The following is a 13,529-nucleotide window of genomic DNA, read 5'->3' as shown; positions in this document are numbered from 1 at the left end:
TAGATCCTCTGTATTCATGCAGGGGATCTGTGTATAGATGGAGGAGAAAAAGGTGAAGAAAATAGCAATTGTAACAGGGGCAACTCGTCTGAATGGAATTGGTGCAGCTGTATGCAAGGTGCTTGCTCAAAAGGGGATAGACATTTTTTTCACGTACTGGCCAAAGTATGATAAAGCGATGCCATGGGGAATGAGTGATCAAGAACCCTTTTTGCTGAAAAAGGAAATTGAAAGTTACGATGTTCGATGTGAAATGGCAGAAATCAATTTATCGCAGTCTTATTCGCCAAATCGTTTGTTTTATATGGTATCAGAACGGTTAGGTGATCCATCTATTCTAGTTAATAATGCAGTATATTCTACTCATACGAGAATTGAGGAATTAGATGTAGAGCAGTTGGATAAACATTATACAGTTAATGTTCGGGCTATTATGCTATTAAGTTCATTGTTTATAAAACATTATTCACTTAAAACGGGCGGGAGTATTATTAATCTTACTTCAGGACAGTCAGTAGGTCCAATGCCAGATGAACTAGCATATGCAGCAACGAAAGGGGCAATTGAAGCATTTACAAAGTCAGTAGCACCAGTTGCGATGGAGAAGGGGATTACAGTGAATGCTGTAGATCCAGGACCGACGAATACAGGATGGATTACAGAGGAGCTGAAGCATCATTTAGTATGGAAGTTCCCGCAAGGTAAAGTAGGAGAACCGGTGGATGCTGCGCGCTTAATTTCTTTTTTAGTAAGTGAAGAAGCGAAATGGGTTACTGGGCAAGTCATTCACTCGAATGGTGGTTATTCATAAAAATATTATGTTAACAAATGTTGAGAAACAAAAAACGAAAGAAAATTTTATTTTTTTGTATAAATAAAATGTCAAGAAAGATAAAAATTTGATAGAAGAGTATATCGTCATATGAAGATAGTAATTCTTAATGTGACAATATACTCTTTTTCTTTTACTTGCAAGTAGAAAAATGAAGTAGAAGAAACTCGAATATTAAAATGAGTTTATCAGTTTTTGTACGTATTATTATGAAGATTACTGTCGGAAAGATGATAATTCGTATGAAAAGGGATTTTTTAAGGGGGAATCGAATCGTAAAGGGGAGGATAAATTATGTAAAACATAGGGGGATTTATATGAAAATGAAAAAGGTCGCTATCGCATCGATAACAATTGGTACAATGCTTACTATGGCAGCTTGTAGTCCTTCAGCAGATAAAGAAACGGAAAAGAAAGAGCAAGTAACTGCGCAAAATGATGGAGAAGCAAAAACGACAAGTGCAGATGAAGCGTCAAAAACAACGAAAGATACTGAAAAAGAAACAAATACTTCTTCAAATGAAAAAACAGATAAGGATGTAAAAAATACGAAAGAATCATCAGGGACAGAAAGTAACGGCAAAACGTCAACTCAAAACGAAAATGTAAAAACAAAAGAAAAAGAGACGACAGGAAAAACGAATGATCAAACGACTAGCGGGAAAACAACAGATCAAAGCACAAGTACAAGCACAAACAATAACGGAAAGACAACGAAAGATCCGAAGAAAAGTGTTGCTGTGAAAACGAATGTTAAAGAAGTTGTAGCATTAATTGATAGCTTGGACAAGCAGTTAGCTGCTAATCCGAAATTGGAAACAGTGAATAAGCTTGGCAAACAAATTAATGAAAAGTGGGATGTGATTGAAAAAGAGCTAGAGGCATCACATCCGACGGATTCTAAAACAATCGGTCAAAGTATGTATCCGTTAATTGTAGGAGCGGAGAAAGAAAAAATCGATATTAATAAAATGAAATCTTTAACGACGAAAACGAAAAAAGATTTAAATCAGTTATTGACGAAACTTTCGTAGTTTCAAAAGCCTACTCGTGTCAGTAGGCTTTTTTGGTTGTTATACTGTGCATAGTATAACTTATTTATTTTCATTTTCAATTACGATGCGAAAAGAACTGAATGCTTGTTGACTGACATAATCTTCTTCGCTAACTTTAAAAGGAAATGGAAAAGCGACGAGTTGAAAATTACTTTCCTGATCCACTGAAGGCAATATGAAATTAAAGATTTGCCTCGTTTCAGGTGCAACTTTAGTATAAACGACTTTTCTATTGTTAAATATTTCAACTTGTTTCCAATCTTTAAAAGCCACGATTGCGTAAGTCATTTCATCATTCGTTTCATTACCGTTTGATAGGGTTAATTGCTTGCCTTCCTTTTCAAAGAAGACAGTTTGTAAGTTCTCTTCACGGTTCGTAACAAATAATGGTTCGTAAAGACCATCTTTTAAAATAGCATCTGGATCTATAAGGGAGAGTTTTATTTTTTCGCTTTCTTTCTGAGGAGGATGCATTGAGTATCGCATACTTAGAATGTCTTCTAAAATAGCTGCTTTATTTAAGTTATTATCTTTTAATTTGTATTCAGGTTTTTTAATTATTAAAAAGGTTAATTCACTTGCATTAGGAGAAGTGTGTAAAGAGATTTTCGTAGTCATTGAACTGTTTGGCTTCATATCAAAAAAATAGTGTGATATTTCATTAGTAGTATCTTCTATTTTAAAAGGTTTTTGTTCGTAATCTTCTAGAACAATTAATCCATATTTTCGGTTTTCGTTAATAGTATGTACGAATGATAATGATACATTAATTTTATTATCCTCACTAGTAATTGTACTACCGTTGTTAATATGTTGGCCTTGATTATCCTTCAATCCGTAAGAAATAGTATTGGTTTGTTGCTCTCTCTTATTTTCTTTAGAAGGTGGATGAGGTTGTATGATTGAAGTATTGAACAAAATATAAATTGTAAGTAATGAAATGAGTAAAACACCGATAATAATATATATTTGTTTCATAAATAGCACCTCAATATATGTAAAGTATTAGAGAAAAAAGATATGCAAGATGCATATCTTTTTTCTCTTTCTTACCAGAAGGCTTTTGTTTCGTGATTCACATCATTATAACCACTTAATTTATAGGTATGATTACCGATAGCGTAATCATCTCCATAATAAATGCTTGTGTTGGTCGCTGTAGCACTTACAAAGGATGATTTTTTTGCACTATTACTTTTCGTATTTACTAATGAGCCATCGCCATTGAAAGTTCTTGCTTTTGCATAAACATAGTCTTCGGTCGTAGTTGATTTCGATTTCGCAACTGCATATGGGTTACCAAAAAAGGGAGTATATACGCTAATGTTAGAGTCATTCTTAGGTGCAGCTGCAACAGTCAAACTAGGAACACTAGATGTTTTTGTTGATTGAATTGTATCAAAGTCAACTAAAACGGGCTGCCTGTCTACAGTATCGACCTCTGAAGCACTTGCGTTATTAGTAAAACCAAAACCTAAAACCGCTAACCCTAAAGTTGTCACCGATAAAGATTTTTTCATATTCACTAATTTTCCCACCTTTTTAAATTTTTGAGTTCGAACTCAATTCATACAATATATGAAAATTTCGAAACTCTCAATGGTTTATCCCATACTTAACTTTTCTTTTACTTTCGATTCAACATGTCTTCATTTGCAAAAAAGCGAATATATCTTCTAATGCTTAGCCAGCAAGGGATACAGGTTTAATTTTATGAAATTCATGTAAATTTAAATCTATTCATGTCAGAATCTCTGTTATTTTTAAGTTCATATGGGAAACTTATTAAAAAAAGGATGGTGACAAAAATGAAAATCGATCGAATTTGTACAATTGGACCCGCAAGTAATAATAAAGAAACATTAGCGCAGTTAATAAAGAATGGTATGAAAATTGTTCGACTGAATTTATCGCATGGCACGCATGAAAGTCATAAAGACATCATTCGTTTAGTGAAATCATTAGATGACTCTATTAAATTTTTGGGTGATGTACAAGGACCTAAAATAAGATTAGGTGAAGTGAAAGGAGGGCAAATTAAACTTCAGGCAGGAGATTCTTTTATTTTACATACACAACCAGTTACAGGGAGTAATACAGAAGCGAGTGTTGATTATGAAGGAATTGCGAATGATGTGAAAGTAGGCAGTAGAATTTTAATTAATGATGGAGAAGTTGAATTAATTGTTGAAAAGATAAGTACGGACAAAATAGAAACGAAGGTAAAAACAGGTGGCAATATCTCATCTCATAAAGGAGTTAATTTACCAGATGCGGCTGTTCGTTTACCAGCTATTACAGAGAAAGATAAAAAAGATATTCAGTTTCTTTTAGAGGAGAATGTTGATTTTATCGCATGTTCTTTCGTAAGAAAACCTAGTCATATAAAAGAAATACGAGATTTTATACAACAGTATAAAGAAACGTCACCTAATTTAATTGCAAAAATAGAAACGATGGAAGCAATCGAGAATTTTCAAGATATATGTAAAGAAGCAGATGGAATTATGATTGCAAGGGGCGATTTAGGAGTAGAGTTACCGTATCAATGCATTCCGCTTTTACAGAAAATGATGATTCAGGAATGTAATCGAACGAATACATATGTCATTACAGCAACACAAATGCTTCAATCTATGGTAGATCATTCTATTCCAACAAGAGCAGAGGTGACTGATGTGTTTCAAGCTGTACTGGACGGGACGAATGCAGTTATGCTTTCAGCTGAAAGTGCATCAGGAGAACATCCAATCGAAAGTGTGAGAACATTACGTCTCGTTTCAGAATTTGCGGAGCATGTTAAAAAAGATGGACCTTTTGCGATGAAAGATGTACTGGAGTTACTGCATAAATCACTGAATGAGTGATGAATAAAAAAAGAGGGTGGATATGCATCCCCCTCGTGTTTACTCTTGTTCTTGTTCATCTAAAATCTTATCAAAAGCAGCAGATACTTTATCAAACTCTTCATCATTTTCAATGTATGAAAACTCATTATCTTCTTCTACTTTTAAAAAGAAAATATCAATGTCTTCCTCAGTTTCTGTTTGGATATCTTCAACAAAGGCAACTGCAATATACTCTGCGCCTTCGACATCCATCGCTCCAAGTACTTCTACTTCTTGCTCTTCGTTATTCTCATCACTAAGAGTAAACACTTCGCCAACTTCAATATCAGACATATTCATTCTCCTCCTGTTCGACTCTAAAAATAGAGCACTCAAACTGTATACATACTAACATATCTTTCCATGAAAAACCAAATTCATACGTAAGAAAACAATTGATTCTTCTTTAGTATGAGTATACAGCTATTAGGAGCATTATTTGTCTGTGCTATATTACTTAATCCATTCAACAATTGTATCCATAGTCTGTCTTGTTTTATCACGCTTTGGCTCTTCTTTACGGTAACCAAAGGCAACCATAACTGATACTTCAAGATTATCGCCTTGTATAATGCCTTCTTGACGAAGTAAAGAATCTACTTCCTCTTTATCAAATCCTTCTATTGGACAAGAATCAATACCGATTTGAGCTGCGCTCGTCATCATATTACCTAAAGCGATATAAGATTGCTTGGATGCCCAATCAAATACAGCACGATCGGATTGTAATAAGTTAAAATCTGTTTCCTGGAACTTTTTGAAGAATTCATATCTAATTTTTTGAGTGTCTTCAGGCAATCCAATAATATCGTTCATCATATATTTAATATACTCTGCATCATAATGCATATCTTTAATGTTTCTTGAAAGAACAATAACAAAATGACTAGCTGTTGCAAGTTGCCCACCAGCGCCCCATGAATACGGTTGTAGTTTTTCTCTTAATTCTTTATTTTGTACGACAATAAATTTCCAAGGCTCATATCCAAAAGAAGAAGGAGATAATCTGCCTGTTTCTAAAATGAATTTGAAATCCTCTTCTGAAATTTTGTGCATAGGATCGAATTCTTTACATGCATGTCTGAAATGAAAAGCCTCCATAATTTTTTCTTTTGTAATTTCTTTTGTATTTTTCATAAAAGTTCCTCTTTTCATGAATTTATTTTTGTAAGTAAATTATATTTTTAAAGTAACATAGATACAAGTACGCACATTTATGTGGTATAGTATCAAAAAAGATACTAATGTTAAGGGAAGGGATTTATTATGGATTGTCCAAACGAAAATAATATAAATTACCCATTTTTAAATAAATATTCTTGTCCAGTTGAAGCTATGGTTGAGGTGATTGGAGGGAAATGGAAAGGGGTAATTTTGTATCATTTATTAGATGGTACAAAGCGGTTTAATGAATTAAAAAGATTAAAACCAAATATCACACAAAGAATGTTAACACTGCAACTGAGAGAACTTGAAGCAGATGGCATCATACATCGCGAAGTATACCGTGAAGTGCCGCCAAAAGTAGAATATTCATTAACTGAGCTTGGTGAATCTCTTCGTCCAATGATTTTATTAATGATGGAGTGGGCAACTCATAATATGGAGAAGGTTTTGGAGAGTAGGAATACGAAAAATAATAATTAAGAGTTGAAATTGGTATAGACGAGATATGTGAAATAGTTGTAGAAATAAAAGGTGTTTCCATACGTGAAAACACCTTTTATTTCTATATTTTTACTTTTTAACTTCAACTGCTGAAGTTGGAAAGTTATTTAAGTTTGCAATTTGACCATACCAATCAGCATGTTTAAAAACAACACCTTTTCCATATCCTTCAGTTGAAGTACGTTCCCATAGTGTTGTTGAATAGCTAGCGGTAGGGGATGCTGTACGTACAGAAACAATTTGATTTTGCCAACTAGCAGACAAGTTTTTATAACCGCTACTTAGAGAAAAATACTCGCTACCTTGATTTGTGAGTTTATAGAAGTCTGTACTACCAGGTCCGCTTCCTCCAACACCAAGGGGAGTGATTGAATTATTCAACCTTTGTTTATCTTTTTCAATAAAAGACTCTAAACTTTCTTTGCTCGAAAATCCATAAGATAACCAGTCTCCATTTTGATTTTGTTTCGGTAGAACTAACGTTATTTTTACGTCTTCCTTTAATGGAGCACTCAATTTGTTAAACGAATCAACAGTCTTTTCATCTACAGTTACATATTCGAAAGAGGAAATCGTATAATCTTTTTCGGTACTAGCTGATACTGATCCCAGTCCTCCAGTTAACGACAAAACAGTTAATAATGCACCTGCTACCAACTTTTTCAGCATGGATTCATCTCCTTAAAACTTAGATTTTTTACATAACTAAAATGTATGTTAATTTGAATGTATTATAAATATTTAGAAATTTATAAAAATTAAACAGAATATTCTTTTATTAGTCTTGAGTAAGGAAAGTAATTAAAAATGAAAAAAGGTTTACTTAAAAAGTAAATCCTTTTTGCCAACCTATCTCAAAACTCTATGGATTAAAGTTTCATTTTATCCATCTATGAATCACAAACTTCTTTTGCATTCATAGAAGCAGCATCTAATAAAAGGAAAATGGCTGCTATAATATGTAGAAGGATTTCTATATAAGGAAAGAAGGCAACTAGAGTAACGATAATACCTATATAATGAGTGTACGTATTCATGCCTGCTTGTTTAGCTAATAAAAAAGTAGTGATATGTAAAGTAATCAATAGTAGTAAAGGTATCCCATATAGGTTAACAAGACTTGGAAATAAATAATAACAAGGAATTAATAAAAGGTGATAGATTCCTGTGATCCACTTTAGTGCTTGTATGTAAGTTTTCAAAGTAAATCCTCCTAAAACAATATATATCTATATATTACTAAAAATAACAGGTAATTGGATATTATATATTTTTAGTTTTAAATAGATTATAATTTTTTTATGTAAACTAATTATTGATTATCTATAAAATAGAAAAACCACCCAAACGAGGGTGGTTCGTATTATAAATAACTACTTAAAGAAGAAAGGGAGACCTTCACCTCACTACCTTCCTTCATATTTCGCAGCATAGCGGTTTCTGTACTAAGTTCTTCTTCCCCAATAATAAGCACGTAAGGGATATTCTCTTTATTGGCATAATTAAGGGCACGTTTTAATTTGCGTCCTGCTAGTTCTAGTTCGACTTTTAAGGAAGTGGTAGAACGTAATTGCTGGGCAAGTTGTAAGCAGTGTAATTCTGTCCCGAGTGGGATGATAAATAGATCCGCGGTAGATGATATCGTTTCTTTCTGTGATAGTGCTGTATAAATAACGTCTAAACCGAATGAAATACCGACTGTTGGATAGTTCATATTATCACCACGGAATGCTCCGATAATGTTATCGTAACGGCCGCCGCTACCGATGCTGGATGTAATCGATCCATCTTTTAAAAAGATTTCATATACGGTACCAGTATACATTGTGAGTCCTCTTGCTAAAAACGGATTGAATATCGTATTTTCATTTATTCCGAGAGCGAATAAATATTGCTGTAATTGTTGTAATTCGTTTACGCCATCGGCAACGAGTTGGTTATTGAAAGCTTCTTTAAAGTCAGCAATTGTAAGCTTTAGACAAGATAATACAGTATTACATATCGTATCAGCCATTTCTTCAGAAATTCCGCGCTCTAATACATCTTTTCGTACACCATCAATCCCAATCTTTTCGATTTTGTCTAATGATAAAATTACGTCACTTGTTAACTCAGTAGGGATGTTAATGGCCTGAAGAATACCATTTAACAATTTTCGGTTATTATATTGGATTGTTACCTCTAATTTTAACGTTCGGAACAGCTCAAGTGCCATGCTCATAAGTTCCGCTTCTGCCATGACTGATTCTACACCGACTATATCAACGTCGCATTGTATAAATTCACGAAATCTTCCTTGTTTAATGGGGCCATCTCGAAATACTTTCCCAACTTCATAACGTTTAAAAGGGAGGCGAATATTCGGATTCATTGCCACAACTTTTGCGAATGGAATAGTTAAATCGTATCGTAAGGCAAGCTCACGTTTTCCCTGATCCTCAAGTGTATATATTTCTTTTAAAATTTCATCGCCACCGCCGTACTTGTAAGACATAAGCTCATACATATTTAACGTCGGTGTCTCTAACGGTTTGCATCCGTATCGTTCAAACGTATCTTCACAAGCCCTTTTAATTTTATTTCGCAGCACTTGCTCCTCTGGTAAATAGTCTTTTGTCCCTTTTACATTTTTCATTTCCATTGTAATCACTCCTTTTTTAAATTAAAAAAAGCTATGCAGGTATAAAAATACCCACATAGCTTTATGAACGCTTCGTGGGTCAACAGGAAAAGCCCTGTACCCACGAAGAAAAATTTTTCTTCGGATACACGGCGTTACGTATGATGATGAAGTTGGAAAGAAGTATTAAAAATTCGCATTACAAATCTCTCCTTAACATAAGTTTTTCCAAATTATATCAGATGATTTTTGAATTATCAATATTTTTAGTTTTGAAATATACGTGAAGTTATGTAGGAGAAATGGAAAAGGGTGTATAATAAAACTTAATAATATGAAATAACCTTTTAAGGAGAACGTTATGAAAAAAGATAAAACAAATGCGATGCGAATATTAGATAAAGAAAAAATTGAATATTCGATGATGTCATATGATCCAGACAATGGGAAAATTGATGGCGTATCAGTAGCCGAGAAAATTGGACGAGAAGTGAGAGAAGTATATAAAACGTTAATCGCTCAAGGGAATAGTAAAAATTATCATGTGTTTATTATTCCGGTAGATGAGGAACTAAATTTAAAAGCTGCCGCAAAAGCAGTAAGTGAAAAGAAGATTGAAATGATTGCTGTGAAAGATATTACGAAAGTGTCAGGATATATTCGTGGCGGTTGTTCACCAGTCGGAATGAAGAAGTTATTTTCTACATGTATTGATGAAAGTGCCCAATCACTTGAAACGATGATAGTAAGTGGCGGGAAAATTGGAATACAAATTGAGCTTAAAGTAGATGACTTGGCGAAAGTGACGAGAGCGCAGTTTGGTGAGGTAACGAAGTAATGATACATAGGAAAAGAAGTTCTTGTTTTATTAAATTTAGATAAAGATTTATAGGATAATTAGTCCATTATGAGGACGGATTATCCTTTTTTCTTGCTACTGATCATGAGACGTTATGTTAACCGAGTGTTTATACAATATTCAACCGAAAACAAACAACATATCAACTCTATAAAATGGTAAAATAGGGAAAAGGGCATTCTGAATAATACCTTTAGAAACCACTATTTATCACATAGGGGTTTTCAAAAAAGTAAAGGGGGGGGGATAAATGAAATATATTAATGGATTGTACATAGCACTTATATTGATGATGTTCATTAATTTACTTAATTTCACAATTTTTGATAATAAATACTCAGGGATAACAATGTATCTTTCTTCCGTTATATTCATAATTGGGAGCGCATTTTTTGGAAGTGCAAAACGGCTTAAAATGAGTGAGAAAAAATAAACCTTTTAGGAGGTTATAATCATTAATGAAACAACAAGAACAAGTCATCTTTCGTGAGGTTCAGAGATCCCCAATTTGGGTATGGATAATCATATTAGGGATCTCCATGCTGATGTGGTATGGATTTATTCAACAAATTATTCTTGATATCCCGTTTGGAGATAAACCAGCTTCTAATGGTGTCTTAATTGTTATGTGGTTGTTCGGGATTGCCTTTCCTGTATTAATGCTTGGAGTATTGAAACTGATCATTGAGGTCCGTGAAAAAGGTCTTTATGTCCGCTTTGTTCCTTTTCATTTTCAATATAAGCAGTACCTTTTCAAAGATATACATCATTATGAATGCATTACTTACAGTCCAATAAAACGATTTGGAGGATGGGGAATTCGTTTTAACCTTAAGAATGAAAAAGCCTATAACATGAATGGAAATAAAGGTATAGAGTTAAAGTTGCAATATAACACAGTAGTAATCGGCACTCAAAAATCAGATGAATTAAAAAAAGCACTGGACTCAGTACAAAAAGTATAATGAAAATTAAACTTTAACAAACGGGCACAATTCAACAATTTCTACTAGGTATACCTACTTTAAAAACAACTTAAATTTACTTCCAATATCGAAAATTATGTAAATAAGCTGTTCACTGGATTCCCATAGAAAACTGTGATGAGATGAAATGTTTGATTTTGAAGCACTTCAAAATCTTAGCTAGATGGCTATGTAGCGGTACCGACATTAAAAAGGCAGGAACATATCAAATATGTTCCTGCCTTTGATTTTAGACAGATGTTTCCTAACAGTTGATTTTGTAAATGAAAGTCGAATTTAAATCCATATTTTGTGTGAAATATAAAACATATAATAAAAGTATGAGGTGATACAGTGAGAGAGATTCATATTCATAAAATCATTGCGAATAAGAGAAAAGAAAAGGGAATTACGCAGGAAGAGTTAGCGGCGTATATCGGTATTACGAAGGCATCTGTTTCCAAATGGGAGACGGGGCAGAGTTATCCGGATATTACATTTTTACCACTATTAGCATCGTACTTTAACATAAGTATTGATGAACTAATTAGTTATACACCACAAATGGAGCAGAAAGATATTAAAAATTTATATCATCGACTAGCCGAAGCTTTTAGTGAAGAACCGTTTGATGAAGTAATAATGGAGTGCAGGGGAATAATCAAAAAATATTATTCTTGTTTTCCATTATTAATTCAAATAGGAATACTTTTTATTAATCATCACATGTTAACAGAGGACACGGATAGAGGAATTGAAATTTTAGAAGAGGCAATGAATCTCTTTAGCAGAGTGCAGGAAGAAAGTGACGATGTTTCTCTTGTGAAAGAGGCGGCATCGTTTCAAGCAACTTGCTATCTTATACTCAATAGACCAAATGAGGTGCTTCAATTACTTGGCGAAACGATACGTCCTAACTTTCCAGAGGGAGATCTAATCGCACAGGCGTATCAAATGCTTGGAAATGCTGAGAAGGCAAATGAAGTGATGCAAATTAGTATGTATCAACATTTAATACAACTCGTTGGGACAATACCGAATTATGTAGTAGTAAATGCTTCAAGCGCTGAAAAAGTAGAGGTAATTTTAAATAGAGCTTTTATATTAATAGATATATATGAATTAGAAACGTTACATCCCAATATGACTTTAAAAGTATACTATGCTGCTGCACAAGTATATTGCATGCAAGGGAATTTTGAAGGTTCATTAGAAATGCTACGGAAATATGCAGCGGTTTGTACGAATAGCTTCACAGTAAATAGCCTGCATTTACACGGCGATTCCTATTTTGATGCGATTGATGGATGGTTTGCAGAATTTCCACTTGGTGCTAAAACAGTTAGAAATGAAGAGATTATAAAGCGAAGCATGCTACAAAGCATTGCAGAGAACCCGGTTTTCGTTCCGATGAAAGATGTAAGAGAGTACAAAAATATAATAGCGAGTTTGAAATTCAAATTAGATATAACGGAATAGAAGGAGGATTAATATAATGATCTTTGATGAATATGAAGTAGCGGTAAAAAGTGAATTAACTTTGCAAGGTACGATTACAAAGCCAAAAGCTGGTGGGAAGTATGCTGCTGTTGTAATTATCGCTGGATCTGGAGAAGTTGATCGTGATGGAACGATAGTACCGCTAAAGCTTGAGTCGAACATATATAAAGATTTAGCACATGTAATGGCGCAACTTGGAGTAGTGACGCTCCGTTTCGATAAGCGCGGAGTAGGAAAGAGTAACGGAGAAATTCTGAAGACTGGAATGTGGGATTTAGTTAGTGATATAGAGGCCATGATAACGTATTTAAAAGAACAACCATTTGTTGATCCAGAAAATATCATTTTAGCTGGTCATAGTGAAGGGTGTATGTTAGCCACTGTAGTAAACGCAAGAACACCAGTTAATGGACTCATACTTATTACAGGAGCTGCAGAATCATTAGAAGAAGCTACAAAAAGACAAAGAGAAATTGCTTATAAAGAACTAAAAGAGCAGAAAGGAATAAAAGGAAAACTAATGCGTCTTCTTAATGTAGAGAAACGCGGAGAAAAACAGATGGAAAAAATAAAAGAGAAAATGATGAACACAGAAAAAGATACGATTAAAGTTGGTTTTAAACCGATGAATGCAAAGTGGTTTAGAGAGCATTTTCAGCATGACATCTATAAAGACTTACAACAAGTAACATGTCCAGTACTAGCTATTGCTGGTGATAAAGATATTCAGGCTGACCCTGAAAGAGCGAAGCGGATCGGTGAGTATGTGAAGGGTGATTCTGAAGTACGTGTAGTAAAAAATATGGATCATAGTTTAAAAAGTTTTGAAGGTGAATTTAAAGCATTAGAGTTTAAAAAGAATTATGAAGAAGGGGCAGGAAAGCCGCTTCATCCAGAGTTGGAAGAAATAATTGTGAATTGGATGGAAGCACATTTTATCCCGGGCAGTAAAGCTTTTACATCAAAATTAGGTGAGGAAGTTGGGAAAGAAAGAAACTGCTTGTAAAAGATTGGTTGTTGAGTGGGAATCTAGTTTAGTATATAAAAGTTTTTAATAAAAAAATCTGTTAAGAGATAGGTTTTTTTATCTAATTTTCATTTAAAAACGAACATTTTAAGTTGTTTAATCGAAAATGTTCACT

The 13,529-nt window shown here is 33.7% G+C and carries 16 protein-coding genes; 9 read left to right on the top strand and 7 right to left on the bottom strand.

What is annotated here, in order from left to right; genetic code table 11:
* The first annotated feature begins 52 nt into the window (after nucleotides 1-52).
* Together MHH27_RS16945 and MHH27_RS16940 are read left to right on the top strand one after the other, a co-directional pair.
* Nucleotides 53-811, top strand: coding sequence for an SDR family oxidoreductase (locus tag MHH27_RS16945; protein ID WP_090977657.1), 759 nt, complete (start codon nucleotides 53-55; stop codon nucleotides 809-811).
* Between the two features lie 338 nt (nucleotides 812-1,149).
* The gene (locus tag MHH27_RS16940) at nucleotides 1,150-1,866 is read left to right on the top strand and encodes a hypothetical protein (RefSeq protein ID WP_258131435.1); all 717 of its coding nucleotides are present in this window, start codon (nucleotides 1,150-1,152) and stop codon (nucleotides 1,864-1,866) included.
* Nucleotides 1,867-1,926: 60 nt separating this feature from the next.
* Here the strand turns inward: MHH27_RS16940 and MHH27_RS16935 are convergent, their stop codons facing one another.
* Nucleotides 1,927-2,865 (bottom strand): hypothetical protein, encoded by a 939-nt coding sequence (locus MHH27_RS16935; protein ID WP_000810149.1) that lies wholly within the window; start codon nucleotides 2,863-2,865, stop codon nucleotides 1,927-1,929.
* 71 nt (nucleotides 2,866-2,936) lie between these two features.
* The gene (locus tag MHH27_RS16930; RefSeq protein WP_001056360.1) at nucleotides 2,937-3,413 is read right to left on the bottom strand and encodes a hypothetical protein; all 477 of its coding nucleotides are present in this window, start codon (nucleotides 3,411-3,413) and stop codon (nucleotides 2,937-2,939) included.
* Nucleotides 3,414-3,695: 282 nt separating this feature from the next.
* On the opposite strand from MHH27_RS16930, the gene MHH27_RS16925 reads away from it, so the two are divergent.
* On the top strand, nucleotides 3,696-4,754 hold the full coding sequence (locus MHH27_RS16925) for a pyruvate kinase (RefSeq protein WP_340943451.1): 1,059 nt from the start codon (nucleotides 3,696-3,698) through the stop codon (nucleotides 4,752-4,754).
* A 39-nt stretch (nucleotides 4,755-4,793) separates the two neighbouring features.
* On the opposite strand, the gene MHH27_RS16920 is transcribed toward MHH27_RS16925, so the two are convergent.
* Nucleotides 4,794-5,075: a DUF1292 domain-containing protein gene (locus MHH27_RS16920; RefSeq protein ID WP_025118598.1), complete on the bottom strand. Its 282-nt coding sequence runs from the start codon at nucleotides 5,073-5,075 to the stop codon at nucleotides 4,794-4,796.
* A 153-nt stretch (nucleotides 5,076-5,228) separates the two neighbouring features.
* Nucleotides 5,229-5,912, bottom strand: coding sequence for an NAD(P)H-dependent oxidoreductase (locus tag MHH27_RS16915; RefSeq protein ID WP_098015239.1), 684 nt, complete (start codon nucleotides 5,910-5,912; stop codon nucleotides 5,229-5,231).
* A 129-nt stretch (nucleotides 5,913-6,041) separates the two neighbouring features.
* Here MHH27_RS16915 and MHH27_RS16910 point away from each other — a divergent pair, with 129 nt between their 5' ends.
* Complete coding sequence (locus MHH27_RS16910) at nucleotides 6,042-6,422, top strand: winged helix-turn-helix transcriptional regulator (RefSeq protein WP_097822597.1); 381 nt, start codon at nucleotides 6,042-6,044, stop codon at nucleotides 6,420-6,422.
* A 90-nt stretch (nucleotides 6,423-6,512) separates the two neighbouring features.
* Here the strand turns inward: MHH27_RS16910 and MHH27_RS16905 are convergent, their stop codons facing one another.
* The 3 genes from MHH27_RS16905 to MHH27_RS16895 form a co-directional block, all read right to left on the bottom strand.
* Nucleotides 6,513-7,112 (bottom strand): hypothetical protein, encoded by a 600-nt coding sequence (locus MHH27_RS16905; protein ID WP_000914418.1) that lies wholly within the window; start codon nucleotides 7,110-7,112, stop codon nucleotides 6,513-6,515.
* Nucleotides 7,113-7,333: 221 nt separating this feature from the next.
* Nucleotides 7,334-7,645 carry a hypothetical protein gene (locus MHH27_RS16900; protein WP_097822599.1) on the bottom strand — a complete coding sequence of 104 codons (312 nt, stop codon included), beginning with the start codon at nucleotides 7,643-7,645 and terminating at the stop codon, nucleotides 7,334-7,336.
* 161 nt (nucleotides 7,646-7,806) lie between these two features.
* Entirely contained in the window at nucleotides 7,807-9,084 is a 1,278-nt protein-coding gene (locus MHH27_RS16895) for a histidine--tRNA ligase (RefSeq protein ID WP_340943445.1), read from the bottom strand.
* 340 nt (nucleotides 9,085-9,424) lie between these two features.
* On the opposite strand from MHH27_RS16895, the gene ybaK reads away from it, so the two are divergent.
* The 5 genes from ybaK (at nucleotide 9,425) to MHH27_RS16870 (ending at nucleotide 13,393) form a co-directional block, all read left to right on the top strand.
* Nucleotides 9,425-9,901 (top strand): Cys-tRNA(Pro) deacylase, encoded by a 477-nt coding sequence (ybaK, locus tag MHH27_RS16890; protein ID WP_340943442.1) that lies wholly within the window; start codon nucleotides 9,425-9,427, stop codon nucleotides 9,899-9,901.
* 271 nt (nucleotides 9,902-10,172) lie between these two features.
* The gene (locus MHH27_RS16885) at nucleotides 10,173-10,355 is read left to right on the top strand and encodes a hypothetical protein (protein WP_000875160.1); all 183 of its coding nucleotides are present in this window, start codon (nucleotides 10,173-10,175) and stop codon (nucleotides 10,353-10,355) included.
* A 25-nt stretch (nucleotides 10,356-10,380) separates the two neighbouring features.
* A complete protein-coding gene (locus tag MHH27_RS16880) occupies nucleotides 10,381-10,887 on the top strand; it encodes a DUF6141 family protein (RefSeq protein WP_335466116.1) in 507 nt (168 codons plus the stop codon).
* 354 nt (nucleotides 10,888-11,241) lie between these two features.
* A complete protein-coding gene (locus tag MHH27_RS16875) occupies nucleotides 11,242-12,366 on the top strand; it encodes a helix-turn-helix domain-containing protein (RefSeq protein ID WP_098250786.1) in 1,125 nt (374 codons plus the stop codon).
* 16 nt (nucleotides 12,367-12,382) lie between these two features.
* On the top strand, nucleotides 12,383-13,393 hold the full coding sequence (locus tag MHH27_RS16870; RefSeq protein ID WP_086422613.1) for an alpha/beta hydrolase: 1,011 nt from the start codon (nucleotides 12,383-12,385) through the stop codon (nucleotides 13,391-13,393).
* The last annotated feature ends 136 nt before the right edge of the window (nucleotides 13,394-13,529 follow it).

It is taken from the genome of Bacillus sp. FSL L8-0152 (assembly GCF_038006365.1).
GTDB classification, from domain to species: domain Bacteria; phylum Bacillota; class Bacilli; order Bacillales; family Bacillaceae_G; genus Bacillus_A; species Bacillus_A cereus.
This window is presented reverse-complemented; position numbering and strand designations above follow the sequence as displayed.

What these genes read in the sequence shown, in the direction of transcription:
- MHH27_RS16880 (WP_335466116.1), top strand. Translation starts at nt 10,381, where the DNA reads ATGAAACAACAAGAACAAGTCATCTTTCGTGAGGTTCAGAGATCCCCA.
- ybaK (WP_340943442.1), top strand. Translation starts at nt 9,425, where the DNA reads ATGAAAAAAGATAAAACAAATGCGATGCGAATATTAGATAAAGAAAAA.
- MHH27_RS16910 (WP_097822597.1), top strand. Translation starts at nt 6,042, where the DNA reads ATGGATTGTCCAAACGAAAATAATATAAATTACCCATTTTTAAATAAA.
- MHH27_RS16895 (WP_340943445.1), bottom strand. Translation starts at nt 9,084, where the DNA reads ATGGAAATGAAAAATGTAAAAGGGACAAAAGACTATTTACCAGAGGAG.
- MHH27_RS16925 (WP_340943451.1), top strand. Translation starts at nt 3,696, where the DNA reads ATGAAAATCGATCGAATTTGTACAATTGGACCCGCAAGTAATAATAAA.
- MHH27_RS16920 (WP_025118598.1), bottom strand. Translation starts at nt 5,075, where the DNA reads ATGAATATGTCTGATATTGAAGTTGGCGAAGTGTTTACTCTTAGTGAT.
- MHH27_RS16885 (WP_000875160.1), top strand. Translation starts at nt 10,173, where the DNA reads ATGAAATATATTAATGGATTGTACATAGCACTTATATTGATGATGTTC.
- MHH27_RS16915 (WP_098015239.1), bottom strand. Translation starts at nt 5,912, where the DNA reads ATGAAAAATACAAAAGAAATTACAAAAGAAAAAATTATGGAGGCTTTT.
- MHH27_RS16935 (WP_000810149.1), bottom strand. Translation starts at nt 2,865, where the DNA reads ATGAAACAAATATATATTATTATCGGTGTTTTACTCATTTCATTACTT.
- MHH27_RS16870 (WP_086422613.1), top strand. Translation starts at nt 12,383, where the DNA reads ATGATCTTTGATGAATATGAAGTAGCGGTAAAAAGTGAATTAACTTTG.
- MHH27_RS16940 (WP_258131435.1), top strand. Translation starts at nt 1,150, where the DNA reads ATGAAAATGAAAAAGGTCGCTATCGCATCGATAACAATTGGTACAATG.
- MHH27_RS16905 (WP_000914418.1), bottom strand. Translation starts at nt 7,112, where the DNA reads ATGCTGAAAAAGTTGGTAGCAGGTGCATTATTAACTGTTTTGTCGTTA.